Below are 25,145 nucleotides of genomic sequence, written 5' to 3'. Positions count from 1 at the left end.
TTACGTGCCGCACGGCCGATACCGCCGTACACCACCAGTTCTTTCGGATTTTCGGCAACCTGCGGGTCGAGGTTGTTCATCAACATGCGCAGCGGCGCTTCAGTCAGCCAGCTTTTGGCGGTCAGCGTGTTGCCGCGTGCGGCACGGATTTCAACGTCACGGTATTGGGTAGGCTTGGTCACAAAAAAATCCTCAACGATCAATGCGCGAACATTGATGGGTGCGAAGAGGAAGTTCATGGACTCTTACGCACACATCTTTACTTGTACATACAAGCATATGCAATCAAGCGGCCAACTTTGCGCGCAAGGTTTGAAGATTTTCCGGGACGAGGGTGGAAGCCTTGGAAAACAAGGCTTCGCAGCATGATGAATTTTCTTACGGGGGATTTTTACAGTGCGGGAGACTTGTCATCGAGGCAGGGCTTTGCGCCATGCTGGGGCGTTCGGTAACAAGTTGGTGCGGGAAGAGGGAAACAAAATGTGGGGGAAGAAACCCCCACCTGTTCAGGCGGCGGCAGTCAATTCGATAACGCAGCAACGGCCAGTCACGCTGATGTCCAGCAGGGCGGTGTTACCGTCCAGTTGCAGGCAGTCGTGACGGTTCAGCCGCTCACCGAGCACCTTCACTTCATCGGCCACGCTGAACACCAGCACGGTGTGCGCGGCACTGAAGAAACGCTGCGTGCCGTCCATCCATTGCAACCGCGCTTGATAGCGCTGCGGCGAATAGATGAGGTTGAAATCGCGGATCGGCCCGCCGATCAAACGGCAGGACACCTGGCTGTCACCCTTGAACGGGAATGGCTGCAGCGGTAACAACCCGAGCTGTTCCTCGCCATCCACCGTCAGCACCATGCCCGAGCCTTGCAGCACGGTGATAATGCGCTGGTACCCGGCAAAGGTGGAGAACCCGCCCGACTCGGCGATATCGGCAATCGACAGGCGCCAGCCGAAACCGTCCAGGCCCTCCCCCGCGTCACGGGTGATTTCTTCAGTGCTGCCGCCGCCGTTTTTCCACGGCATGCGAATGTAATCGGTAGCGCGCCAGACTTTCATCGAACTCATTTACTGAAACGTCCTTCCAGGCTATGACGGGAACCGGGGTGGATCAAACGTGCGGCCGTGACCGGTTGGCGGCCAGACCAGGTGCGGCGGCGAATCAGCAGGCACGGCTCGCTGGTTTCGATTTGCAGCAGCTTGCATTCGTCAGCGTCGGCCAGGATCGCCTCGACCACGTGCTCGCCTTCGGTCAGCGGCGCCACCTGGTTGAGGTAGGCATAGGGCGTTTGCTGGGTGAAATCCTGCTGCAGGTATTCCGGTGCTACCAGGGCGTTGACGAAACGGTCTTCGATTTGCACCGGAATGTCGTTTTCGTAGTGCACGATCAACGAGTGGAACACCCGCCCGCCTTCGCGCATTTCCAGCGCGACGGCGCGCTCGGAACCGGCGGCTTCTTCCCCGAGGGTAATGACCTTGCACGTATGGCGATGACCGCGGGAGGCGATCTCATCGGCAATGTTGTGCACTTCAAACAGCGCCGACTGGCTCTTGGGCTCGGCGACAAAGGTGCCCACACCTTGCATGCGTACCAGCAGGCCTTCGGCAGTCAACTCGCGCAGGGCGCGGTTGATGGTCATGCGGCTGAAGCCCAACTGGTTGACCAGTTCGCTTTCCGAAGGCACGCGATAATGCGGCGGCCAGTTGCCGTTGAGAATCTGCTGGCTGATCATCTGTTTGACGCGGGCATACAAGGGCGCCGGACTTTCGTCCATGTGGGCAGCCAGTGGAGACTTGGCGGGCGGAGTCGACACAGGAAATCCTTGTAGGTGAAAAAGAAGCATAGCTTGCCGGAGTTTACCGAGCAGGCAAACGTCTGTATATGTATATACAAATAAACACACGACCGGGGTGCCTGAATCATGTCCGCTTTCTTTGCCGAACGCGCGCTGCTGCCTTATGGATGGGCCAACGATGTACGTCTTGAAGTCAGCGCCGATGGCCTGCTGACCAAGGTTGAGCCCAACGCCTGTGCAGACGGTGCCGAACGGCTCAGGGGCCCCGTGCTGGCGGGCATGCCGAACCTGCATTCCCACGCATTCCAGCGCGCGATGGCCGGGCTGGCGGAAGTGGCCGGCAACCCGAATGACAGTTTCTGGACCTGGCGCGACCTGATGTATCGGATGGTCGGCAAGATCCGCCCCGACCAGTTGCAGGTCATCGCGCGCCAGTTGTATATCGAAATGCTCAAGGCCGGCTACACCTCGGTGGCCGAATTTCACTACGTGCACCACGACGTCAGCGGCCAGCCCTATGCCGACCCTGCGGAGCTGTCGCGGCAAATCAGCCAGGCCGCCGCCAGCAGCGGTATCGGCCTGACGTTGTTGCCGGTGCTCTACAGCCACTCCGGTTTCGGCGGCCAGGCACCCAATGAAGGCCAGCGCCGCTTTATCAACAGCACCGAAAATTACCTGAGCCTGCAATCACGCCTGCAACCGATTCTGGCCGCGCAACCGGCACAACGGCTGGGCCTGTGTTTCCACTCGCTGCGCGCCGTCACACCGCAACAGATCAGCGAAGTGCTGGCCGCCAGCGACAAGGCGTGCCCGGTGCACATCCACATCGCCGAGCAGCAGAAGGAAGTCGACGACTGCCTGGCCTGGAGCGGCCAGCGCCCGCTGCAATGGTTGTATGACCATGTTGAAGTGGATCAGCGCTGGTGCCTGGTGCACGCCACCCACGCCAATCCGGAAGAAGTGACGTTGATGGCCAGGAGCCGGGCGATTGCCGGGCTGTGCCTGACCACTGAAGCCAACCTGGGCGACGGGATTTTCCCGGCGGTGGACTTCCTGGCCCAGGGCGGGCGCATGGGGATTGGTTCCGACAGCCATGTATCACTGAGCGTGGTGGAAGAATTGCGCTGGCTGGAATATGGGCAGCGGCTGCGGGACCAGCGGCGCAACCGGCTGTATCGCAGCGATCAGCCGATGGTTGGGCGTACGCTGTTCGATGCCGCGCTGGACGGCGGTGCCGAAGCGTTGGGGCAGCCGATTGGGCGCCTGGAAGTTGGCAAGCGTGCGGACTGGCTGGTGCTGGACGGCAACGATCCGTACCTGGCGACGGCGAACGAAGACGGGATCCTCAATCGCTGGCTGTTTGCCGGGGGTGATCGCCAGGTGCGCGACGTGCTGGTCAACGGCCAGTGGGTGATTCGCGACGGGCATCACGCCGCCGAAGAAGACAGCAGCCGGGCGTTTACCCAGGTCTTGCGGGATTTGCTGGGCTGACAGACGACACATAACAAATGTGGGAGCGGGCTTGCTCGCGAAAGCAGTGGATCAGTCAATACATCTGGTGACTGTCACACCGCCTTCGCGAGCAAGCCCGCTCCCACATTGGATTGGCGCTGTTTCGTATTACTGCGAGGTCTTCGCCATCTGCTTGTCCGACGTACGCCAGATCAAACGCGTGGTGTCATACCCCTGCTGCCGCGCCCTGCTCAGGAGGTCTTCGCGGGTGTCGGCGCTGACCGTCGGCGTGCGCGACAGCAACCACATGTAGCGCCGGCTCGGGCTGCCGACAATGGCGGTCTTGTAGTCATCGCTGACGTACAGCACCCAGTAATCGCCCTTGGCCACGCCCGGCAACAGCGAGGTGAACCAGTTGTTGAATTCGACCCACAGTTTGTCGGTCTTGCCGGCGACCTGCGGCGTTGCGGTGCCCTTGGCTTCCTGCCACTTCCACTCAGGGGTCAGGCAGCGGTTGAACACCGACATGTTGCCATCGGGCAACAGCGTGTAGCGGGCTTCGGACTGCGCACAATTGCGCTGGAAGTACATCGGCAAACGGGCCAGCTCATACCAGGTGCCCTGGTAACGCTTGAGGTTGACGCTGCCAACAGTCTTGGGTTGCAGATCATCGCCAGAATGGCTGGCGCAGCCCGCCAAAAACAGGCTGGCGCAGAGGTATAGAACGAAACGCATCATGTTGTTTTTCTCCCGCAGGCTTTCGCCCCGGTTTACTTCAGGCCTTGCCCGGAAAAAATCAGTACTTTGTCACCGGCATATTGCACGCTGATAAAGCTGTTTTTATCGCCCCAGGTGCAACTGGACATACCCAGCGCGCCAGAACAATCAGTCGGCTTGCCCAACAACGACTCCACCTCGGCCTTTGGCATGCCGGCCGACAGTTTTGCGTAATTTTCTTGAGTGACCTTGCTGCAAGCGGCCAGAAGCACGCAAAACGACAACAGGGCGAGACGGCGTAACGACATGGAAAAACTCCTGGAGAGACGAAGCAGCTTGGGGGTCTGCCAGAAGCTTAGAAGGGAAAAGAGGTGTCTGGTTCCCGACGAGCGAAAACAAAAAAGCCCCGAAAACGCTGAAACGTTTCGGGGCTTTTGCTTACCGCAAGGACTTACGCCTTGTGGTAGCCGGTCACACGCTCAACTTCTTCCTTCGAACCCAGGAACACCGCTACGCGCTGGTGCAGGCCTTCAGGCTGGATGTCGAGGATGCGCTGGTGGCCGTCGGTGGACGCACCGCCCGCCTGCTCAACCAGGAACGACATCGGGTTGGCTTCGTACATCAGGCGCAGCTTGCCTGGCTTGGACGGCTCGCGGCTGTCGCGTGGGTACATGAACAGGCCACCACGGGTCAGGATGCGGTGCACGTCGGCAACCATCGCAGCCACCCAGCGCATGTTGAAGTTCTTCTTCAGCGGGCCTTCTTCGCCGGCCATCAACTCGCCCACGTAGCGGGTAACCGGCTCTTCCCAGTGACGCTGGTTGGACATGTTGATTGCAAATTCCTGGGTGGACGCAGGAATGGTGATGTCTTCATGGGTGAGCACGAAGCTGCCCATTTCGCGGTCCAGGGTGAAGCCCTTGACGCCGTCGCCCAGGGTCAGCACCAGCATGGTCTGTGGGCCGTAGATCGCGTAACCGGCAGCTACCTGCTCGGTGCCCGGCTGCAGGAAGGCCTTTTCGTTCAGGGCTTCGTTCTGGCTCAGGTATTCGTTCGGGCAACGCAGTACCGAGAAGATGGTGCCGACTGGCGCGTTGATGTCGATGTTCGACGAACCGTCCAGTGGGTCGAATACCAGCAGGTACGCGCCTTTCGGGTATTTGCCCGGGATCTGGTAGGCATTGTCCATTTCTTCGGACGCCATGCCGGCCAGGTGACCGCCCCACTCGTTGGCTTCGAGCAGGATTTCGTTGGAGATCACGTCAAGCTTCTTCTGCACTTCGCCTTGTACGTTTTCAGTGCCCATGCTGCCCAGGACACCACCCAGCGCGCCTTTGGACACGGCGTGGCTGATTTCCTTGCAAGCACGCGCCACCACTTCGATAAGGAAGCGCAGATCGGCAGGCGTGTTGTTGCTGCGGGTCTGCTCGATCAAATAGCGACTCAGGGTAACGCGGGACATGGAAGGCTCCGGAAATGGGGGGCTAAAAACCCGCGCAGTTTAACGCGAGTCGGGGCGTATTTCCTCCTATCAGAGGATTTAAACCCAATAGAGTTCATGGACTTTATTTAACGTGCCACCGGTGGCTTGCGCAGCAAACTGTAGGCCATGGCGCCCAGGGCCGCCACACCGAGCAGCAGCACGGCCCAAAGACCGAGCTTTTTCCAGTTCGGCCCGGCATCAACCGGGGCCGCGACCGCAGGCGATGTGACCACCGCCTCGCCCGCCACCTTGGCCTGCCCAAGCCCCGCGAGGCGTTCGGCGCTGTAGTCCGGAATCAGGGTCGACAGCGGCAAGTTCGCGCCTTTCACCGACGGATTGCCGAGCACAAGGGTGAACGGTGGCTCGCCCCGCGCCAGGAACACCAACTGCGTGGCCCGCACCGCAAAGCTCAAGGTCGGCGCCTCCACGCCCAGGCCACCACCACGCTCGTCCACGTCGAGCTTGAGCTGCGCAACAGCCTGGCCCGGCAACTGCAGTTCGTTCTGTAAAACGTCCTGGCCATTTTGCGTCAACCGGTAGAGCAAACCGCTGCTCATGGGCTGCCAGGCCTGATTACTTTCCCGGCGGCCCGACAAGGTGACCGGCGCCAGGCTGTTGGGTTGGCTCAAGTCGATTCGCAAGCGTTCGACGTTCAGTGCGTTGGGTAACTGCCAGCTGTATTCCCCGGCCTTGAGCCGGCTGCCCGACAACGGCTGCGACCACACCAGCGGCAACGGCAGGTTGTGGGCGCTGACACTCTCCAACTGCGCCGACGTCAGCGCCGGTGCCGCCTGGCCTTTCCACAGCAGACGCAGATACCGCGCCGACTGCCCCGGCAAACTCACTTCATGCTGCTCGACGCGCTCATCGGCAAACGACAACCGCGCCACCTGCCCTTCGCCCCACGCGCGCCAGTGCTGCAAGTCGTCGCTGGCTTCGATGCTGAAACGCTGGAAGCCGTCGCGCTCGCTCGTCCAGTCGAGGATCAGTTGCTGCAACGGGGCCTTGATCGCACTCGCGTCGAGCAGCCAGCCGCGCAGCACTTCTTCGCCGGCCTCCAGTTGGCTCGGCGGCTGCACTTGCACCAGCGTGCCGGTGGACGTGGATTGCACACGCACGCTGGGCACGGCTTCGGAGGAGTCAGCCGCAGCGTACAACGGGAACCACTTCACGTTGGACAGGCTGCGGCTTTCGGTGCTTTGCGCCGACTGCCGCGCCAGTGCGTAAGCCTGGGGCTCGCCAGCGGCGTTGAACACCCGCACATCACTCAGGTCGGCCTGACGGGCGCTCAATTGCACCGCCAGCGGCAGTTCCAGGCGGTACCACGGGCCTTCTCCACTGACCGTCAGCGGCACACGCGTGGTGAAATCGGCGGGCGTTTCCTGGGCCCAGGCCGATAACGTCGTGCACAACCCCAACAGCGCCACACTCAGCTTGCCCATCAAGAGGCCACTCCTTCAGTTTCAACCACCGGCTCGGGGCGCTTGGGCGGCAGCGGGGCGAAATAGCCCACCACCAGCAACAGCCCGCCCACACCGATAAACGATACGATCCGCGCCAGCCCGCCGCGGTTGCTCAATTCGACGAAGAACAATTTGGCGACCACGACGGCAATCAATGCCGCACCGATCAGCCACACCTCACGCCGGTGACGCAGATAGCCGCCTATCATCAGGCTCAGGGCAATCAGGGTCCACACGATCGACAGCCCGGCCTGCACCAGCATCGACTCCAGCAACGCATCCAGATGGAACGGCACGCCACCCCAGTGATGAGCCGTGCGCATCACCAGCGCAGTGAAGAAGGCGAACAACGAGACACCGGAGACCGCCTGAGCGACCAGTTCGGCGCGCGGCCCGCGTTGCGGTGCGGCACTGCGGGACCACAGGTACACACCCAGCAGCGCGAATAGCAATCCAATATCCAGCGGGTTAAGCAGCGGCACATACGGCAGCGGCTCGGCGGTGCCGTCGCTGAAGATATTCGCCAGCCAGAACCAGCCGAGCATCAACACCGCCAGCGGCAACGCGGCATACAACCGGTACTCGCGCGGGTACGCCGACACCGGCCACGGCCAACTGCGTGGCGCGGCGGCCAGCACCAGGTACAGGCTTGGCAGAATCGCCCAGCCCAGCCAGCGCCAGGCGTTGTATTCCTCGGACAGCAACAACAGGCCGTAGCGCAACTCCAGCGCCAGCACACCAATCAACAGCCAGCAGCCGAGCACGTGCGCGGCGCCCAGGGCTTTTTCCGGGATGACCAACGCCAGGCGTCGCAGCGACACGAAGTGCACCGCAAACACCGCCGCCCAGGCCAGCCAGGCGAAGTTCGCCGCCGGGTGATAACGCGAGCCCCACGCGCCCAGCAACACCACGCCCGCCGCCGGCATCAACAGCGTGCACAGCAAGCCCAGCGACGCCCATTGCAGCCTCAGGGCCAATACCGCCCAGATCGCCACACTCACCGCCGCTACCGCCAACAGCCAGGTGCCTTGCAGCATCGATGGTGCAAACCGCAGCACTTCGCTGACCAACGCCAGCGTCCACCAACCCGCACCCCACACCAGCAGCACGTCGGACAGCCGCTGCAAACTCAACGCCTCGAACACCGGCGCATGAGGCCTGCGCTGCAAGCGCCAGGCACCGACCAGCGCCGCCAGCCCGAGCACCATTGGCGTCCAGAAACCGCTATGGCCCAAAGGACGCAAACCCTCGCTGGTCAGCGGCCCGAGCAGGTCCGGCACCGCGATCAGGAACGAAGCGCCGCCGATCACTTGCAGCAACAACCCGAAGACAAAACTGACGCGCTGTTGCAGGTACAGGCTCAGCCAGATGATCAACAAACCACTGGCCGCCCACACGCCGCTGGCGGTCTCCCAGGGCAGCACAAACAGCACCGCCAGGTTGATCAGCACCAACCCGGCGAGCAACACCACCGACAGGCCACGCAACAACCGCACATCGCTGCGCACCATGGTGTCCCGCGCGGCCAGCAGCATGCCGCCGATCAATGCCAGGCCAATCAGCGATGCGGTGAGCAAGCCGCTCGAGCCCGCACTGAACACCGCGCCTGAATCAGCACCCGCTTGCAGGCGCAGCAGGAACAGCGCGCCACCCAGCAGTTGCACGGCAAACGCGGTGAAGAGGAACGTACGCGAGCCGATGCGCAGGCCCACCAGCAAGGTCGCAATACCGGCAAGCGCCCAACTGATGGCCGTACCTTGGGTCCACAGCAGCAACGGTGCGAGCAGGTACAAGAAGCCCAGGCCGACGCAGGCCAATACCGGCAAACCTCGACGCTCCCACTGCGCCGCGTGCTCCACCGGCGCCTTGCACAACTGGTCGAAACTGAACAGCAAGGCCGCCCCCAGCAACAACGCACCCAAGGGTGCACCGTCCAGCAGGCTGGTCTCGCCAATCCGCAATTCGCTGAGGAACGCCAGCGCCGAACCGACTTGCAACAGCAAGCCAAACGCCCGTGCCAAAGGCCGCTGCTGACGCAGGCCGAGCCAGAAAATCCCGGCGCCTTCCACGGCCCAGGCCGCCGCGGTCCAGCGTGCGTCGAGGCCCAACGGAATCGCCAGGCTGGCGAAGATCACACCCAGCGCCAGGCAGGTTTCCGCCAGCAGCAAGGCGCGCCCGCCACTCAGCAAACGAGCCAGGCCCATATAGATGATGCCCAGGGCCAGCGCGCTGAACGCAGCGGCAAATTCCAGGTGCTGCACCAGCGCAAACTGCAAACCGAAGCCCACCAACGGCGGACCGAACAGCATGCTGCCGTCGACATAATCGCCCTTGGCCGCCGACCAGCGCAGCAACGCGCCACGGCTGTCATCGTCCGGCGCGTCGCGCATCTCCAGCAACTTGCGCCGGGCGAACAACAGGCCGATGCCCAGGTACATCAGGAAAAATAGAATCAGGAACGGCTCGGTGCTCCACAGCAGCTCCGGTGTATAGGAGCGCATGCCCCAGGCGAAGCCGATGCCGAAGGTGCCGACAAAACCGATCAAATTGAGCAGGCGCCAGGCCTTGAACCAGGCGATGGCGAGAATGCCTGCGTTGAGCAGGGCGAAATAGCTGAACAGCGCCACATGGTTGCCGGCGCCGGTGGACGTGAGGATCGGTGCCGCAAAACCGCCGAGTGCAGCGGCGCAGGCCAGGCCGAGGGCGTCCTGGGTAATCGCCAGGATCGCCGAGAAAACGGTGACCGCCACCAGCAAGCCGAGTGCCGCGCCGGGGTCGAGCAGCGGGTGCAGGCGCATCGCGGCGAACACCGTGAGGTACAACACCGCAATGCCGGTGCCCTGCAGCATCAACCCGTAATTACGGTTGCGCAGCCGCAGCCACCAACCCAGGCCCAGCAGTGCCAATGCGCAACCGGCGACACCTGCGTAACGCAACTCGATTGGCACCACCATGCCTTCAGTGGCATAGCGCAGCAGGAAGGCCAGGCCGAGGAACAACAACACCACGCCGACCCGCAGCACGGTGTTGCCACCGAACAGCCAGTTGCGGGCACCGCTGATTGCGCGCTCGATAAAGTTGGGGCCGCGAGGCACCGCAGGCGCGGCAGGTTGTTCAGGGATTTTCGCGCTCGGTTCGGCCCGCCACACATCAGCCGGCAATGGCTGGCTGGGTTCGGCCACCACGCTTGCGTAGGCGGGTTCCAGTTCGGCGGGTAATTCCCAGACGAGTTCGGGCGGCGCCGCTACCGGCAGCGGCTCTTCGACAAACACAGGTCCGGGGGTTTCAACGGCGGCAGGCCTTTCCAGCAAGGCCAGGCGTTGCTCGACCACTTTCAGGGCGTTGCGGGCAGACTCCAGCTGACGGCCTTGTTCCTCCGTACGCGAGGCGAGCATCGACAGGCGAATCGCCTGGCCAATGCCCAAACCGAGCAGCGCTCCAATGCCCGCATCACTGAACGACTCATCGAGCGTCCAGCCGAGCACCAGGCCAATCAGCATGAAAATCCATTGCATGGTCGATATCCCTAAGCAGCCCGAAGCGGGCAAAGGCGATGCTCAGTATATCGACACGGACCCCATGTGGGAGCGGGCTTGCTCGCGAAGGCGGTGGATCAGTCACAAATTTGTCGACTGACGCTGCGCTTTCGCGAGCAAGCCCGCTCCCACATTTTGTATTGCGGTGTCTAATCCAACGCTTTCCAGATTTCCGTCGCGTATTCGCGGATGGTCCGGTCCGACGAGAACCAGCCCATGCGCGCGGTATTGAGCACCGCCGAACGCCACCATTCCTTGGAGTCGTGCCAATGGGCCTCGACCCGCGCCTGGGCATCCCAGTAGGAATCGAAGTCGGCACAGACCAGGAAGCGGTCGTAGTCGATCAGCGAATCCACCAACCCGGCATAACGGCCCGGATCATCCGGTGAGAACACCCCGCCACGAATCGCTTGCAGCACATCATTCAAGCGATGGGACGCGGCGATCTCTGGCCCGGCGTTGAATTCGCCCGCGTGTTTGCGCGCTTCCACCTGCTGGGCGCTGAGGCCGAAGATGAACATGTGGTCGGCACCCACGCGCTCGTGCATCTCGACGTTGGCGCCGTCCATGGTGCCGATGGTCAGCGCGCCGTTGAGGCCGAATTTCATGTTGCTGGTGCCCGAGGCTTCAAAGCCGGCGGTGGAAATCTGCTCCGACAAGTCGGCCGCCGGAATGATGCTTTCCGCCAGGCTGACGTTGTAGTTGGGCAGGAATACCACCTTGAGCAACCCGCGCACGGTGGGGTCGTTGTTGACGGTACGGGCGATGTCGTTGGTCAGCTTGATGATCAGCTTGGCCTGGTGATAGCTGGCCGCGGCCTTGCCGGCGAAGATCTTCACCCGCGGCACCCAGTCGGTGCCCGGCTCGGCCCGGATCGCCTGGTACAGCGCGACGGTGTGCATCAGGTTCAGCAGCTGGCGCTTGTACTCGTGGATCCGCTTGACCTGCACATCGAACATCGCCGCCGGGTTGACCGAAATCCCCAGGCGCTCGTGAATGATGTCTGCCAGTGCCCGCTTACTGTGCAGGCGCTGTTCGGCGAAGGCCTTGCGAAAGGCTTGCTTCTCGGCAAACGGTTCCAGGTCTGCCAGGCGCTGTTCGGGGTTATCCAGCACGTCCGGGCCCAGTGCCTCCACCAGCATCGCCGTGAGCTTGGGGTTGGCCTGGTACAGCCAGCGGCGGAAGGTAATGCCGTTGGTTTTGTTGTTGATGCGGTCCGGGTAGAGCTTGTGCAGTTCGGAGAACACCGTGCTGCGCATCAGTTGCGTGTGCAGGCCGGATACGCCGTTGACACTGTGGGAACCGAGGAACGCCAGGTTGCCCATGCGTACGCGGCGACCGTTGTCTTCTTCGATCAGCGAGACGGCACGCAGCACGTCGAAGTCATGGATGCCCTTGGCCCGCAGCGAGTCGATATGCTGGGCGTTGATCAGGTAGATGATCTGCATGTGCCGCGGCAGCATGCGCTCCATCAGGCCGACCGGCCAGGTTTCCAACGCCTCGGGGAGCAAGGTGTGGTTGGTGTACGACAGCGTTTCGACGGTGACGTCCCAGGCGGCATCCCACGGGATGTCGTGCAGGTCCACCAACTGACGCATCAACTCGGCCACCGCGATCGAGGGGTGAGTGTCGTTGAGCTGGATGGCCGCGTGCTCGCCCAGGCTCAATACCGAGCCGTGCATGTTCTTGTGGCGACGCAGCAGATCCTGCAACGAGGCGGAGACGAAGAAGTACTCCTGGCGCAGGCGCAGCTCCTGCCCTGCTTCGGTGCTATCGGCCGGGTAAAGCACTCGGGAGATGCTTTCGGCGCGGGCCACTTCGGCGACAGCGCCCAGGTGGTCACCGGCGTTGAAACGTTCCAGGTGCAGGTCTTCGACGGCCCGGGCGCGCCACAAGCGCAGGGTGTTGACGCTGGCGCCGCGCCAGCCGACGACCGGGGTGTCATACGCCACCGCGCGTACGGTTTCATTCGGCGACCAGACCTGGATCGACTTGCCGGACGCATCCAGCACGGTTTCCACACCACCGCCAAAGCCGATCGGGTAGATCACTTCGGCGCGCTCGAACTCCCAGGGGTTGCCGAAATCCAGCCAGCGTTCGGTTTGCTCCTGCTGCCAGCCATCGACAATCGCCTGGCGAAACAGCCCGTGCTCATACCGAATGCCATAGCCATGGCCGGCGATGCCCAGGGTCGACATGCTTTCCATGAAGCAGGCCGCCAGGCGGCCAAGGCCACCGTTGCCCAGGGCCGCGTCGGGCTCCAGCAGGCGAATGCGCTCCATGTCCACACCCAACTCGCTCATGGCCTCACGGGCCACGTCCAGCAAGCCAAGGTTGCTCAGGCTGTCGTAGAGCAGACGGCCGATCAGGAATTCCAGCGAGAGGTAATAGACCCGCTTCTGTCCCTTGCGGTAGATGTGCCGCGTGTGGTCCATCCAGTGGTCGACCATGTGGTCGCGGGCGGCCAGTGCGATGGCTTCAAACCAATCGTGGTCGAAGGCGTGGTCGGGGTCCTTGCCCACCGCATAGGTAAGTTTGGTCAAGACGGCATCGCGAAATGCGGCTACCTCTGCTTCTCGTACAAGCGGTTCCTGAGACATCGATGCGACCTCGGGCGAGATAGAAGGAGTTGCTAGAGCCTAGACGGTCTGACAGACGGTAGACGCTCTGGTTCGGCAGTTTTTTAACTCATTCACCTTTGCGGGAATTTGATGCAGGGGCCGTGCCCGTTTGTGGCCCGGCACAGCCTTCGAGCTGAAAGCTGGAAGATATTGTTCAAAAAACCACCAGTTCCGGTATGATCCCGCGCCGGATAACACCCCTCTTGGAAACCTGATGAAGCCTCAACTGATCGCCGCCGCGGAACTCGACCGTCTCGAGACCTGGCAGAAATACTCAAGCCATATGTGTGGCGGCTGTGTGTCGAGCTGCTGCACCCTGCCGGTTGAGGTGAAGATCAAGGACCTGATCCGCATCGGCATCGTCGATGAGTTCGAGCGTGGCGACCCGCCGAAGAACATCGCCAAGCGCTTGCAGAAGGAAGGCATCGTCGAGCGCTTCAACGCCAAATCCGAGATCTTCACCCTGCAGCGCATGAGCAACAACGATTGCCTGTACCTGGATCGTAAGAGCCGCTTCTGCACTATTTATGACAAGCGCCCGGATACTTGCCGCAATCACCCGAAAATCGGGCCGCGCCCGGGGTATTGCGCGTACAAGCCGAAGGAAGTGGTGCGCGAGACCAGGTTCAAGACCCTCGACAAGTTCTGATCCAGATTTTTTATTGCTTGAACTACCGCTTTCGCGAGCAAGCCCGCTCCCACACTTGACCTCATTCATCCTGAAAAAACGCGGTCGAATGTGGGAGCGGGCTTGCTCGCGAAGGGGCCCGCACAGTCACTACAGATATTGCAGGCATAAAAAAACGCCCCCGGCCTTTCGACCGGGGGCGTTTTTCATTCAGCCTGAGTTAACTCAGTTCTTGGCTTTCTTGGCAGCGCGGGTACGCTCGCCTTCGTCCAGGATCTTCTTACGCAGGCGGATCGACTTAGGCGTAACTTCGCACAGCTCGTCGTCCTGGATGAATTCCAGAGCCTGTTCCAGGGTAAAGCGAACAGGTGGAACCAGAGCGATGGTTTCGTCTTTACCCGAAGCACGCATGTTGTCGAGCTTCTTGCCTTTGGTTGGGTTGACGCCCATGTCGTTGTCACGGCTGTTCAGGCCAACGATCTGACCGTTGTAGATCTCTTGACCGTGCTCAACGAACAGCTTGCCACGCGCCTGGAGGGTTTCCAGGGAGTAGGTCAGCGCCTTGCCGGTTTCTACCGATACCAGAACACCGTTCTGACGACCGGACATGTCGCCGGACTTCATGGTGTCGTAGCGATCGAAGATCGAGGTCAGGATGCCAGCACCGTTGGTCAGGGTCAGGAACTGGTTACGGAAACCGATCAGACCACGAGCAGGGATGTTGTATTCCAGACGCACACGGCCTTTGCCATCCGGCACCATGTTGGTCAGGTCGCCCTTACGCAGGCCCATTTCTTCCATGACCTTGCCCTGGGATTCTTCAGGGGTGTCGATGGTGACGTTTTCAAACGGTTCCTGCTTCACGCCGTCAACCTGACGGATGATCACTTCAGGACGACCAACGCCCATTTCGAAGCCTTCGCGACGCATGGTTTCGATCAGTACCGAGAGATGCAGCTCACCACGGCCGGAAACCTTGAACTTGTCAGCCGAGTCGCCTTCTTCAACGCGCAGAGCAACGTTGTACAGCAGCTCTTTGTCCAGACGTTCCTTGATGTTACGGGAAGTCACGAACTTGCCTTCTTTACCGCAGAAAGGCGAGTCGTTTACCTGGAAGGTCATGGAAACGGTTGGCTCGTCAACGGTCAGAGGCTTCATCGCCTCGACGTTGTCCGGCTGGCACAGGGTGTCGGAGATGAACAGCGAGTCCATACCGCTCACACACACGATGTCACCGGCAAACGCTTCTTCAACGTCGATGCGGTGCAGGCCGTGGTGACCCATCAGCTTCAGGATACGACCGTTGCGCTTCTTGCCGTCGGCGCCGATGGCGACCACCGGAGTGTTCGGCTTGACGCTACCACGAGCGATACGGCCAACACCGATAACACCCAGGAAGCTGTTGTAGTCCAGTGCCGAGATTTGCATCTGGAACGGGCCTTCACGGTCAACTTTCGGAGCCGGTACGTTGTCGACGATCGACTGGTACAGCGGGGTCATGTCTTCAGCCATGTCGGTGTGTTCCAGACCGGCAATGCCGTTCAGGGCCGAGGCGTAGACGACTTTGAAGTCCAGCTGTTCTTCGGTGGCACCCAGGTTGTCGAACAGGTCGAAGATCTGGTCCAGAACCCAGTCCGGACGCGCGCCTGGACGGTCAACCTTGTTGATGCACACGATCGGACGCAGGCCGGCTTCGAAAGCCTTCTTGGTCACGAAACGGGTTTGCGGCATAGGGCCGTCTTGAGCGTCAACCAGCAGCAGAACGGAGTCAACCATCGACATTACGCGTTCAACTTCGCCGCCGAAGTCGGCGTGGCCCGGGGTATCCACGATGTTGATGTGGTAGCCGTTCCAGTTGATGGCGGTGTTTTTCGCCAGAATGGTAATACCGCGCTCTTTCTCCTGGTCGTTGGAGTCCATCACGCGCTCGTCGTTGAGCTCGTTGCGCTCCAGGGTGCCGGATTGACGCAAGAGTTTGTCTACCAGGGTGGTCTTACCATGGTCAACGTGAGCAATGATGGCGATGTTGCGTAGATTTTCGATCACTTGTGTATCTCGATCAGAGGATTCGGTGTGCTGACAGGTCGTGGCAGCGATTAACAGTAGAGTCAGGCCTTGCCGTTACAGCTTGACGGCAGAGTCGGGGGGCCGGTGACGCAGGCCACAGGCAAACAGCCCCGGGCTCTTAGCTCGGTCGATAAACGCGCACATTGGCATGCCCCTCACTGAGCAAATGGTGGGCATGCAGGCGACTCATCACGCCTTTGTCGCAATACAACAGGTACTGACGGCTGTCATCCAGTTCCTTGAAACGCGCATTCAATGCATAGAACGGCAGCGTTTGTACGTCGATGCCAGCAATTTCCAGCGGCTCGTCTTCAGCGGCATCCGGGTGACGGATGTCGATGATGATCTGACCGGCCAGAGCCTCGCTGACTTCTTCGATCTGCAAATCCTGGCCCAATTCGTCGATAACCCGATCGATCGGCACCAGCTTGGCGTTCTCAAGCGCACGCTCGAGCACCGCCATATCGAACTGTTGTTCTTCGTACTCCACGCGGTTGCGCTTGGCGTGGGTCTTGGGGTTCACCGAGATGACCCCGCAATATTCCGGCATGTGCTTGGCGAAATCCGCCGTGCCGATCTGGGTCGCCAGGTCGATGATGTCTTGCTTGTGACTGGCGATCAGCGGGCGCAGTACCAGCTTCTCGGTCACAGAGTCGATCAACGACAGGTTCGGCAGGGTCTGGCTGGACACCTGGGAAATCGCTTCACCGGTGACCAGTGCGTCGATTTCCAGCCGATCCGCGATTCGGGACGCAGCGCGTAACATCATACGCTTCAATACTACGCCCATATGACTGTTATCGACTTTCCCGAGAATTTCTCCCAGGACTTCCTCGAACGGTACGCTGACAAACAGCACCCGTTGCGAGCTGCCGTACTTCTTCCAGATGTAATGCGCGACTTCCATCACGCCCAATTCGTGTGCACGCCCGCCCAGGTTGAAGAAGCAGAAGTGGCTCATCAGCCCGCGGCGCATGATCTGGTAGGCCGCGACAGTGGAATCGAAACCGCCGGACATCAATACCAGGGTCTGTTCCAGGGCACCCAGCGGGTAGCCGCCGATGCTGTCGTGCTGGCTGTGGATCACAAACAACCGTTGGTCGCGAATTTCCATCCGCACTTCAATTTGCGGCTCTTTCAGGGAAATTCCGGCAGCGCCGCACTCGCGACGCAGCTTGCTGCCCACGTATTTCTCGACATCCATGGAGCTGAACGGGTGCTTGCCGGCGCGTTTGCAACGCACTGAAAACACCTTGCCTGCCAGCACATCGCCGTAGTGCTGCTTGCACTTTTCGGTGATGTCGTCGAAGTCGCCCAGCGGGTACTCGTCGACCTGCAGGAAATGCGCGATGCCCGGCACGCAGCTCAGGCGCTCGGTCATGTCCTTCAGGGCCTTGGGGTCTGTGAGGCGGGTTTCCAGCTCGAGATTGTCCCACACACCATTCACCACCACAGCCGGGTCCAGATCGCGGAGCACGGCACGGATGTTCTTGGCCAATTGACGGATGAAACGCATCCGTACCGGTCGGCTCTTGATGGTGATCTCGGGGAAGACTTTAACGATTAATTTCATGAAAACAGCGCGCGCAGGCCCAGCCGAAAAAGGGGGGCGCGGATTATAGCGGAAATCGCTCAAGGTTTAACCAGTTAATATGCAACTGACCTTTCGCGCACCAAAACGGGTCATAAACCAAAATAAGCGCTACATTGCGGTGCGCAATTTCTTCCGTTTCAGCGGATTGCACCTTTATAGGGGCGTTTTTGTGGCAAAAAACCCATGTCGGGGCACTGGCATGCAATTTGCTCTCTTGTGAGGCAGGTTGCCTTGGTCGAGTATTCGCGCCGGCATCACCCACATTCTAAGGGCTACTCCACTACCCCAGCCCGAAGCCACCCGGAGGACACTATGTCGAAGTCGGTTCAACTCATCAAAGATCATGACGTCAAATGGATTGATCTGCGCTTCACGGACACCAAAGGCACTCAGCACCACGTGACCATGCCGGCTCGCGACGCGCTGGATGACGCCTTCTTCGAAGAAGGCAAAATGTTCGACGGCTCCTCCATTGCCGGCTGGAAAGGCATCGAAGCTTCCGACATGATCCTGATGCCGGACGACAGCACTGCCGTACTCGACCCGTTCACCGAAGACCCAACCTTGATCATCGTCTGCGACGTGATCGAGCCTTCGACCATGCAGGGCTACGACCGTGACCCACGTGCGATCGCCAAGCGTGCCGAGGAATACCTGAAGTCGACCGGTATCGGCGACACCGTATTCGTAGGCCCGGAACCAGAATTCTTCATCTTTGATTCGGTCAAGTTCAAGTCCGACATCTCTGGCTCCATGTTCAAGATCTTCTCCGAACAAGGTTCGTGGATGTCCGACCAGGACGTGGAAGGCGGCAACAAAGGCCACCGTCCAGGTATCAAAGGCGGCTACTTCCCGGTTCCTCCGTTCGACCACGACCACGAAATCCGTACCTCCATGTGCAACGCCATGGAAGAGATGGGCCTGGTCATCGAAGTTCACCACCACGAAGTGGCGACTGCCGGCCAGAACGAAATCGGCGTGAAGTTCAACACCCTGGTTGCCAAGGCTGACGAAGTTCAGACCCTGAAGTACTGCGTACACAACGTGGCTGATGCCTACGGCCGTACCGCTACCTTCATGCCTAAGCCTCTGTACGGCGATAACGGTTCGGGTATGCACGTTCACCTGTCCATCGCCAAAGAAGGCAAGAACACCTTCGCTGGCGAAGGTTATGCCGGCCTGTCCGACACTGCCCTGTACTTCATCGGCGGTATCATCAAGCACGGTAAGGCCCTGAACGGCTTCACCAACCCATCGACCAACTCCTACAAGCGTCTGGTCCCAGGTTTCGAAGCTCCGGTAATGCTCGCCTACTCGGCTCGCAACCGTTCCGCTTCGATCCGTATTCCTTACGTGTCCAGCCCTCGCGCTCGCCGTATCGAAGCCCGTTTCCCGGATCCGGCAGCCAACCCGTACCTGGCCTTCGCTGCCCTGGTCATGGCCGGCCTGGACGGTATCCAGAACAAGATCCACCCTGGCGATGCCGCCGACAAAAACTTGTACGACCTGCCGCCTGAAGAGGCCAAAGAGATCCCACAAGTGTGCGGCAGCCTGAAAGAAGCCCTGGAAGAGCTGGACAAGGGCCGTGCGTTCCTGACCAAAGGCGGCGTGTTCAGCGACGACTTTATCGATGCCTACATCGCCCTGAAAAGCGAAGAAGAAATCAAGGTCCGCACCTTCGTACACCCACTGGAATACGAGCTGTACTACAGCTGCTGATCCGGTAGCGCTGCGTAACGCGGCGTGATTAAAAAGGCCTCCTTCGGGAGGTCTTTTTTTTGCCCGCAAAACCCTGTGGGAGCCGGCTTGCCCGCGAAAAATTCAAAGGCGCCGCATTTTTTCAATATTTACGCGTTATCGTTAACGACCTTCGCGAGCAAGCTCGCCCCTACAGAAGAGGGATCTGCCTTGAAACTCAAAATTGGGTTCATCTTGCTGGCCATCAGCGCCAATGTATTCGCAGCACCACCCACCCTCGCCCCGCTGCTCGACAGCATTGCCGAACGCCTGGCGATTGCCGACCAGGTGGCCCTGAGCAAATGGGACAGCCACAAGCCCGTCGAAGACCGCCCACGGGAGCAGGACGTGATCGCCAGCGTCGTCGCCCAGGCGCCGAGCTACAAACTGGCACCGGCCCAGGCCGAGCAGTTTTTCTTGGCCCAGATTGAGGCGAACAAACTGGTGCAATACGCCCACCTTTCCGACTGGCAGCTGCAAGGCAAGGCGCCGAATGACCCACGCCCGGATCTGGTCGGCCAGATCCGCCCTAAACTGGACCTGCTGCAAAAACGCCTGCTGCAACAGCTGGCGGACTTCACCCCGGAGCGCACCAACCCGCAATGCCCGCAATGGCTGGCCCAGGCCAATCACGCACCTGCCAAAGACTCGCTGCACCAGCTGGCAATGATCCGCGCCACTGCCGAGCTGTGTATCTATAAAATCTAAAATTGCGAACCCCATCAAAATATGGGAGCGGGCTTGCTCGCGATGGCGGTGTGTCAGTTGATATGTGCATGACTGACACGCCGCCTTCGCGAGCAAGCCCGCTCCCACAATTTAGATTCGACCCATTCAGCCAATCAGTCGCTGCCACCAGCTTCCTGAACAGACTTTTCAAAACCGCACTATATTGGTGCGATACGCTGCACCCTTCCCACTTACGCAACCCATTTTGGTTCGAAACTTCCCGTCCAAGCTGGCAGAACACCACAGTTTCGCGCCTTAAGCCCCCATTTCAGGGCTTTAACGCTTCTTTTCGGAGCTTTGGTTTGGTTTTTGCATTTTCCTTGTATCAGCGTGTGCCTCAAGCCCGCGCCTTGCTCCAAAAGAGGTCCTAATGACCATCAGCGACGCACTGCACCGCCTGTTACTCGACAACCTGACCACCGCGACCATTCTGCTCAATGACGAACTGCGCCTTGAGTACATGAACCCGGCGGCGGAGATGCTGCTGGCCATCAGCGGGCAGCGCAGCCATGGGCAATTCATCAGTGAGCTGTTCACTGAGTCGGCCGAGGCCTTGAGCTCGTTGCGCCAGGCCGTGGAGCAGGCGCACCCGTTCACCAAGCGCGAAGCGATGCTCACCGCCCTCACCGGCCAGACCCTCACCGTCGACTACGCGGTTACACCGATCCTCAGCCACGGCGCCACCTTGTTGCTGCTGGAGGTGCATCCCCGCGATCGCCTGCTGCGCATCACCAAGGAAGAGGCGCAGCTGTCCAAGCAGGAAACCAGCAAGATGCTGGTGCGCGGCCTGGCCCATGAGATCAAGAACCCCCTGGGCGGGATTCGCGGTGCCGCACAGCTGTTGGCCCGCGAGCTGCCGGACGAAAACCTCAAGGACTACACCAACGTCATCATCGAGGAAGCCGACCGCCTGCGTAACCTGGTAGACCGCATGCTCGGCTCCAACAAGCTGCCGTCGCTGGCAATGACCAACGTGCACGAAGTGCTGGAGCGGGTTTGCCAGTTGGTGGAAGCCGAAAGCCAGGGCTGCATCACCTTGGTGCGCGACTACGACCCGAGCATTCCCGACGTATTGATCGACCGCGAGCAGATGATCCAGGCGGTGCTCAATATCGTGCGTAACGCCATGCAGGCCATCAGCAGCCAGAACGAGCTGCGCCTGGGCCGCATCAGCCTGCGCACCCGTGCCCTGCGCCAGTTCACCATTGGCCACGTGCGCCATCGCCTGGTGACCAAAGTCGAGATCATCGACAACGGCCCCGGCATCCCTGCAGAACTGCAGGAAACCATCTTTTTCCCAATGGTCAGCGGCCGCCCGGACGGTACCGGGCTCGGCCTGGCCATTACCCAGAACATCATCAGCCAGCACCAGGGTTTGATCGAATGTGAGAGCCATCCCGGTCACACCACCTTCTCGATCTTTCTGCCACTGGAACAAGGAGCCCCATCGACATGAGCCGTAGTGAAACTGTCTGGATCGTCGATGACGACCGTTCTATCCGCTGGGTCCTGGAGAAAGCCTTGCAACAGGAAGGCATGACCACCCAGAGCTTCGACAGCGCCGACGGGGTGATGAGCCGCCTGGCTCGCCAGCAGCCCGATGTGATCATCTCCGACATCCGCATGCCCGGCGCCAGCGGCCTGGACTTGCTGGCGCGGATTCGCGAGCAGCACCCGCGCCTGCCGGTGATCATCATGACCGCGCACTCGGACCTGGACAGCGCTGTCGCGTCCTATCAGGGCGGCGCCTTTGAATACCTGCCAAAACCGTTCGACGTGGACGAAGCGGTGGCGCTGGTAAAACGCGCCAACCAGCACGCCCAGGAACAGCAGAACCAGGAAGCCCCGCCGGCCCTGACCCGTACCCCGGAAATCATCGGCGAAGCGCCGGCGATGCAGGAAGTGTTTCGCGCCATCGGGCGCTTGAGCCACTCCAACATCACCGTGCTGATCAATGGCGAGTCGGGTACCGGTAAAGAGCTGGTGGCCCACGCCCTGCACCGTCACAGCCCACGGGCGGCGTCGCCGTTCATTGCGCTGAACATGGCGGCGATCCCGAAAGACTTGATGGAGTCGGAACTGTTCGGCCATGAAAAAGGCGCGTTCACCGGTGCGGCCAACCTGCGCCGTGGCCGTTTTGAACAGGCCGACGGCGGCACGCTGTTCCTCGATGAAATCGGCGACATGCCGGCCGACACCCAGACGCGCTTGCTGCGGGTCCTGGCCGACGGCGAGTTTTATCGGGTAGGCGGGCACACGCCAGTCAAGGTCGACGTACGTATCATCGCGGCGACGCACCAGAACCTGGAAACCCTGGTGCACGCCGGGAAATTCCGTGAAGACTTGTTCCACCGCCTGAACGTGATCCGCATCCACATCCCACGGATGTCGGACCGTCGCGAGGACATCCCGACCCTGGCCCGTCACTTCCTCAGCCGCGCCGCCCAGGAGCTGGCCGTCGAGCCGAAGCTGCTGAAAAGCGAGACCGAGGAATACCTGAAGAACCTGCCATGGCCGGGCAACGTGCGTCAGCTGGAGAACACCTGCCGCTGGATCACGGTGATGGCTTCGGGGCGCGAAGTGCATATCAGCGACCTGCCGCCTGAGCTGCTGAGCCTGCCGCAGGATTCGGCACCGGTGACCAACTGGGAGCAGGCACTGCGCCAATGGGCCGACCAGGCCCTGGCACGTGGCCAGTCGAACCTGCTGGACAGCGCTGTGCCGGCTTTCGAGCGGATCATGATCGAAACCGCCCTCAAGCATACCGCTGGACGTCGTCGCGACGCCGCCGTGCTGCTGGGCTGGGGCCGCAATACGCTGACACGCAAGATCAAGGAGCTGGGGATGAAGGTTGACGGTGGGGATGATGATGAGGGCGATGAAGGCTGATTGATCCCTCAAGTACACCGAAGATCCAGTGTGGGAGCGGGCTCGCTCGCGAAGGCGATGGTTCAGTCAACATACGTATCGACTGACGCGCCGCCTTCGCGAGCAAGCCCGCTCCCACATTTGGATCTCCACAAGGTTTCAGCACTGTGCACCGCTTCAATGCACCACGAACCGGCATCGCGCACTTATCCAACGCCTGAAACCCATGCCTTGTTAAGAAAATATTAAAACCCAAAAAAGCCAAAGCCCCGTATTCCGGGGCTTTGCGCTTTCTGAAGAAATTTTTTGGCGCCACTTCGCAATTCTGGCACGCGCCCTGCAATAACCCTGTCACTACCCAGTTTCGGGGACCTTGGTACAGGCAGGCCGAGAATCCCCTCTTTAACACCCGGGGTGCTTGATGCGGATCGCGTCGCGCCCCACACCCGTTTCGGGAACCTCGGTACAGGCAGGCCGGGGATTCCCTCTTTAACACCGAAGCCTTTGGCTTCACCCCGTTTTGGGAGCCCTGGTACAGGCAGGCCGGGAACTCCCTTCTTTACACCCGGGGCTTATGAGGTAACGCGCCCATAGCCCCAGCCCGTTTTGGGAACCTTGGTACAGGCAGGCCGGGGATTCCCTCTTTTATTGCTCCTGGAGATGGATCTCTACCCGCCAGCGTCCATCGGCCTTCTCTCCCGACCACTCCCCGCGCAACGGCCGAGCCGCCACCAGGTTCAGCAGCAAGCCGCCATCGGTCTTGCGTACGCGCCAGTTCACATCCTTGTCATTGACCTTCAACTGGCCGCCCTGGGCCTTGCCAAGCGCATCGAACAGCAGCGCCACGGTGCCGTCGATATGCTCGCCGTGCAGCTTGGGTTCGCTGTTGAACCACACCACCAGGCCATCGGCGGCGGGCTCTACCTGCTGTAGCTCAACCGGGTCTGGCGTGGTCAGCCGGCCGATCATCAGGCCTACCATCAAGCCGACAATCGCCAACGAGCCTAAAACCCGTGGCAATAGCTTCGGCCTGGGGTCTTCTTCAGGGGTAGAATGCAGCGCATCTTTGCCTTCGGAGCCGTGCATGTTTCACGTCATCCTTTTTCAACCAGAAATTCCGCCGAATACCGGCAACGTTATCAGGCTGTGCGCCAACAGTGGCTGCCACCTGCATTTGATCGAGCCCTTGGGTTTCGACATGGACGACAAGCGCCTGCGCCGCGCCGGACTGGACTACCACGAGTACGCCACCCTGCAACGCCACGCCGACCTTGCCAGCTGCCTGGAAAGCCTGAACCACCCACGGTTGTTCGCGTTTACCACCAAGGGTTCGCGGCCGTTCCATGATGCCAGCTTTGCCGAAGGCGACGCCTTCCTGTTCGGCCCGGAAAGCCGGGGCTTGCCGGCAGACGTGCTGGACGCCCTGCCAGACGGCCACCGCCTGCGCCTGCCGATGCGCGAAGGCTGCCGCAGCCTGAACCTGTCCAACACCGTGGCCGTCGCGGTTTACGAAGGTTGGCGGCAACTGGGGTTCAAGTAACACTGCATAACGAATGTGGGAGCGGGCTTGCTCGCGAAAGCGGAGTGCCAGTCAACGAAGATATCGACTGAAGTACCGCATTCGCGAGCAAGCCCGCTCCCACATTGGATCGGCGTCGTTGCTCAGAACAGCTTACTGAACCGTTGGCGAGCCTTCCTGTTGCATGCGCTGCAGCTCTTGCGCATACAGGGCATCGAAGTTCACCGGAGCCAGCATCAGCGCCGGGAACGAGCCACGGGTGACCAGGCTGTCCAGGGTCTCACGGGCATACGGGAACAGGATGTTCGGGCAGAACGCGCCCAGGGTGTGGCTCATGGACGCTTCGTCCAGGCCCTGGATCAGGAAGATACCGGCCTGTTGCACTTCAGCAATGAAGGCCACTTCTTCGCCGTTCTTGACGGTGACCGACAGGGTCAGCACGACCTCGTGGAAGTCACCTTCCAGGGCCTTCTGACGGGTGTTCAGGTCCAGCGCAACGCTCGGGGTCCATTCCTGACGGAAGATGGCCGGGCTTTTCGGCGCTTCGAACGACAAGTCACGCACGTAAATACGCTGCAGGGAAAATTGTGGGCCTTGAGCTTCTTCTGCTGCCGCTTCGGTGTTCTGTTGGTCAGTCATCGCAGATCCTTCGTGATCTTGGGGTCTTTTAGGGGTTAGGAGTCAGACGTGAAGCAGCGCATCCAGTTTACCGGCGCGCTCGAGTGCGAACAGGTCATCGCAACCACCGACATGCTTGTCACCGATCCAGATCTGCGGCACGGACGTGCGTCCCGCTTTCTTGGTCATCTCGGCGCGCACCTGGGGCTTGCCATCAACCTTGATCTCTTCGAAGACAACGCCCTTTTTCACAAGCAGGGCCTTGGCCCGCATGCAATAAGGGCAATAATCGCTGGAATAAACGACAACCTGGCTCAT

20 protein-coding genes and 1 pseudogene are annotated in these 25,145 nt (G+C 60.7%); 7 read left to right on the top strand and 14 right to left on the bottom strand.

The features are described from left to right. The 3 genes and pseudogenes from HX873_RS10285 to hutC form a co-directional block, all read right to left on the bottom strand. Window positions 1–182, bottom strand: a pseudogene (locus HX873_RS10285) (urocanate hydratase); the annotation flags it as partial. A gap of 324 nt (window positions 183–506) precedes the next feature. Continuing rightward, window positions 507–1,067 (bottom strand): HutD family protein, encoded by a 561-nt coding sequence (locus HX873_RS10280; RefSeq protein ID WP_177122643.1) that lies wholly within the window; start codon window positions 1,065–1,067, stop codon window positions 507–509. Continuing rightward, on the bottom strand, window positions 1,064–1,843 hold the full coding sequence (gene hutC, locus HX873_RS10275) for a histidine utilization repressor (RefSeq protein WP_173406113.1): 780 nt from the start codon (window positions 1,841–1,843) through the stop codon (window positions 1,064–1,066). The genes HX873_RS10280 and hutC overlap by 4 nt, the downstream gene beginning before the upstream one ends. 78 nt (window positions 1,844–1,921) lie before the next feature. On the opposite strand from hutC, the gene HX873_RS10270 reads away from it, so the two are divergent. Continuing rightward, entirely contained in the window at window positions 1,922–3,286 is a 1,365-nt protein-coding gene (locus tag HX873_RS10270) for a formimidoylglutamate deiminase (RefSeq protein WP_177122642.1), read from the top strand. Between the two features lie 129 nt (window positions 3,287–3,415). On the opposite strand, the gene HX873_RS10265 is transcribed toward HX873_RS10270, so the two are convergent. The 6 genes from HX873_RS10265 to HX873_RS10240 all read right to left on the bottom strand — a co-directional run bounded on the left by HX873_RS10265 (window position 3,416) and on the right by HX873_RS10240 (window position 13,046). Then, window positions 3,416–3,985, bottom strand: coding sequence for a lipocalin family protein (locus HX873_RS10265; RefSeq protein ID WP_003217984.1), 570 nt, complete (start codon window positions 3,983–3,985; stop codon window positions 3,416–3,418). A 32-nt stretch (window positions 3,986–4,017) separates the two neighbouring features. Continuing rightward, a complete protein-coding gene (locus tag HX873_RS10260; RefSeq protein ID WP_003217986.1) occupies window positions 4,018–4,272 on the bottom strand; it encodes a hypothetical protein in 255 nt (84 codons plus the stop codon). A gap of 143 nt (window positions 4,273–4,415) precedes the next feature. After that, window positions 4,416–5,426, bottom strand: a complete 1,011-nt coding sequence (locus HX873_RS10255) for a class 1 fructose-bisphosphatase (RefSeq protein ID WP_003217989.1) — start codon at window positions 5,424–5,426, stop codon at window positions 4,416–4,418. A gap of 107 nt (window positions 5,427–5,533) precedes the next feature. Then, window positions 5,534–6,889: a DUF3999 domain-containing protein gene (locus HX873_RS10250; protein ID WP_177122641.1), complete on the bottom strand. Its 1,356-nt coding sequence runs from the start codon at window positions 6,887–6,889 to the stop codon at window positions 5,534–5,536. Beyond that, window positions 6,889–10,425: a DUF2339 domain-containing protein gene (locus tag HX873_RS10245; RefSeq protein ID WP_177122640.1), complete on the bottom strand. Its 3,537-nt coding sequence runs from the start codon at window positions 10,423–10,425 to the stop codon at window positions 6,889–6,891. The genes HX873_RS10250 and HX873_RS10245 overlap by 1 nt, the downstream gene beginning before the upstream one ends. 170 nt (window positions 10,426–10,595) lie before the next feature. Next, entirely contained in the window at window positions 10,596–13,046 is a 2,451-nt protein-coding gene (locus tag HX873_RS10240; protein ID WP_003217995.1) for a glycogen/starch/alpha-glucan phosphorylase, read from the bottom strand. A gap of 235 nt (window positions 13,047–13,281) precedes the next feature. On the opposite strand from HX873_RS10240, the gene HX873_RS10235 reads away from it, so the two are divergent. Beyond that, window positions 13,282–13,716 carry a YkgJ family cysteine cluster protein gene (locus HX873_RS10235; protein ID WP_003217996.1) on the top strand — a complete coding sequence of 145 codons (435 nt, stop codon included), beginning with the start codon at window positions 13,282–13,284 and terminating at the stop codon, window positions 13,714–13,716. Between the two features lie 204 nt (window positions 13,717–13,920). On the opposite strand, the gene typA is transcribed toward HX873_RS10235, so the two are convergent. Both typA and thiI read right to left on the bottom strand, forming a co-directional pair. Continuing rightward, window positions 13,921–15,741 carry a translational GTPase TypA gene (gene typA, locus HX873_RS10230; RefSeq protein ID WP_003217997.1) on the bottom strand — a complete coding sequence of 607 codons (1,821 nt, stop codon included), beginning with the start codon at window positions 15,739–15,741 and terminating at the stop codon, window positions 13,921–13,923. A 139-nt stretch (window positions 15,742–15,880) separates the two neighbouring features. Continuing rightward, window positions 15,881–17,335, bottom strand: coding sequence for a tRNA uracil 4-sulfurtransferase ThiI (thiI, locus tag HX873_RS10225; RefSeq protein WP_023659343.1), 1,455 nt, complete (start codon window positions 17,333–17,335; stop codon window positions 15,881–15,883). A 333-nt stretch (window positions 17,336–17,668) separates the two neighbouring features. Here thiI and glnA point away from each other — a divergent pair, with 333 nt between their 5' ends. From glnA to ntrC, 4 genes are all read left to right on the top strand, one after another. Beyond that, complete coding sequence (glnA, locus tag HX873_RS10220) at window positions 17,669–19,075, top strand: glutamate--ammonia ligase (protein WP_003217999.1); 1,407 nt, start codon at window positions 17,669–17,671, stop codon at window positions 19,073–19,075. Between the two features lie 189 nt (window positions 19,076–19,264). Next, window positions 19,265–19,801: a chorismate mutase gene (locus tag HX873_RS10215; protein ID WP_177122639.1), complete on the top strand. Its 537-nt coding sequence runs from the start codon at window positions 19,265–19,267 to the stop codon at window positions 19,799–19,801. Between the two features lie 391 nt (window positions 19,802–20,192). Continuing rightward, window positions 20,193–21,278, top strand: coding sequence for a nitrogen regulation protein NR(II) (glnL, locus tag HX873_RS10210; protein WP_003218001.1), 1,086 nt, complete (start codon window positions 20,193–20,195; stop codon window positions 21,276–21,278). Then, the gene (gene ntrC, locus HX873_RS10205) at window positions 21,275–22,711 is read left to right on the top strand and encodes a nitrogen regulation protein NR(I) (RefSeq protein ID WP_003218003.1); all 1,437 of its coding nucleotides are present in this window, start codon (window positions 21,275–21,277) and stop codon (window positions 22,709–22,711) included. The genes glnL and ntrC overlap by 4 nt, the downstream gene beginning before the upstream one ends. Window positions 22,712–23,335: 624 nt before the next feature. Here the strand turns inward: ntrC and HX873_RS10200 are convergent. Further along, window positions 23,336–23,776: a hypothetical protein gene (locus tag HX873_RS10200; RefSeq protein WP_003218005.1), complete on the bottom strand. Its 441-nt coding sequence runs from the start codon at window positions 23,774–23,776 to the stop codon at window positions 23,336–23,338. On the opposite strand from HX873_RS10200, the gene HX873_RS10195 reads away from it, so the two are divergent. Then, window positions 23,775–24,230, top strand: a complete 456-nt coding sequence (locus HX873_RS10195; RefSeq protein WP_003218007.1) for a tRNA (cytidine(34)-2'-O)-methyltransferase — start codon at window positions 23,775–23,777, stop codon at window positions 24,228–24,230. The genes HX873_RS10200 and HX873_RS10195 overlap by 2 nt on opposite strands. 132 nt (window positions 24,231–24,362) lie before the next feature. On the opposite strand, the gene secB is transcribed toward HX873_RS10195, so the two are convergent. Together secB and grxC are read right to left on the bottom strand one after the other, a co-directional pair. Beyond that, window positions 24,363–24,848: a protein-export chaperone SecB gene (gene secB, locus HX873_RS10190; RefSeq protein WP_003218009.1), complete on the bottom strand. Its 486-nt coding sequence runs from the start codon at window positions 24,846–24,848 to the stop codon at window positions 24,363–24,365. 42 nt (window positions 24,849–24,890) lie between these two features. Beyond that, entirely contained in the window at window positions 24,891–25,145 is a 255-nt protein-coding gene (gene grxC / locus HX873_RS10185) for a glutaredoxin 3 (RefSeq protein ID WP_003218011.1), read from the bottom strand.

This window comes from Pseudomonas sp. P7758 (genome assembly GCF_013386485.1).
GTDB lineage: Bacteria > Pseudomonadota > Gammaproteobacteria > Pseudomonadales > Pseudomonadaceae > Aquipseudomonas.
This window is presented reverse-complemented; position numbering and strand designations above follow the sequence as displayed.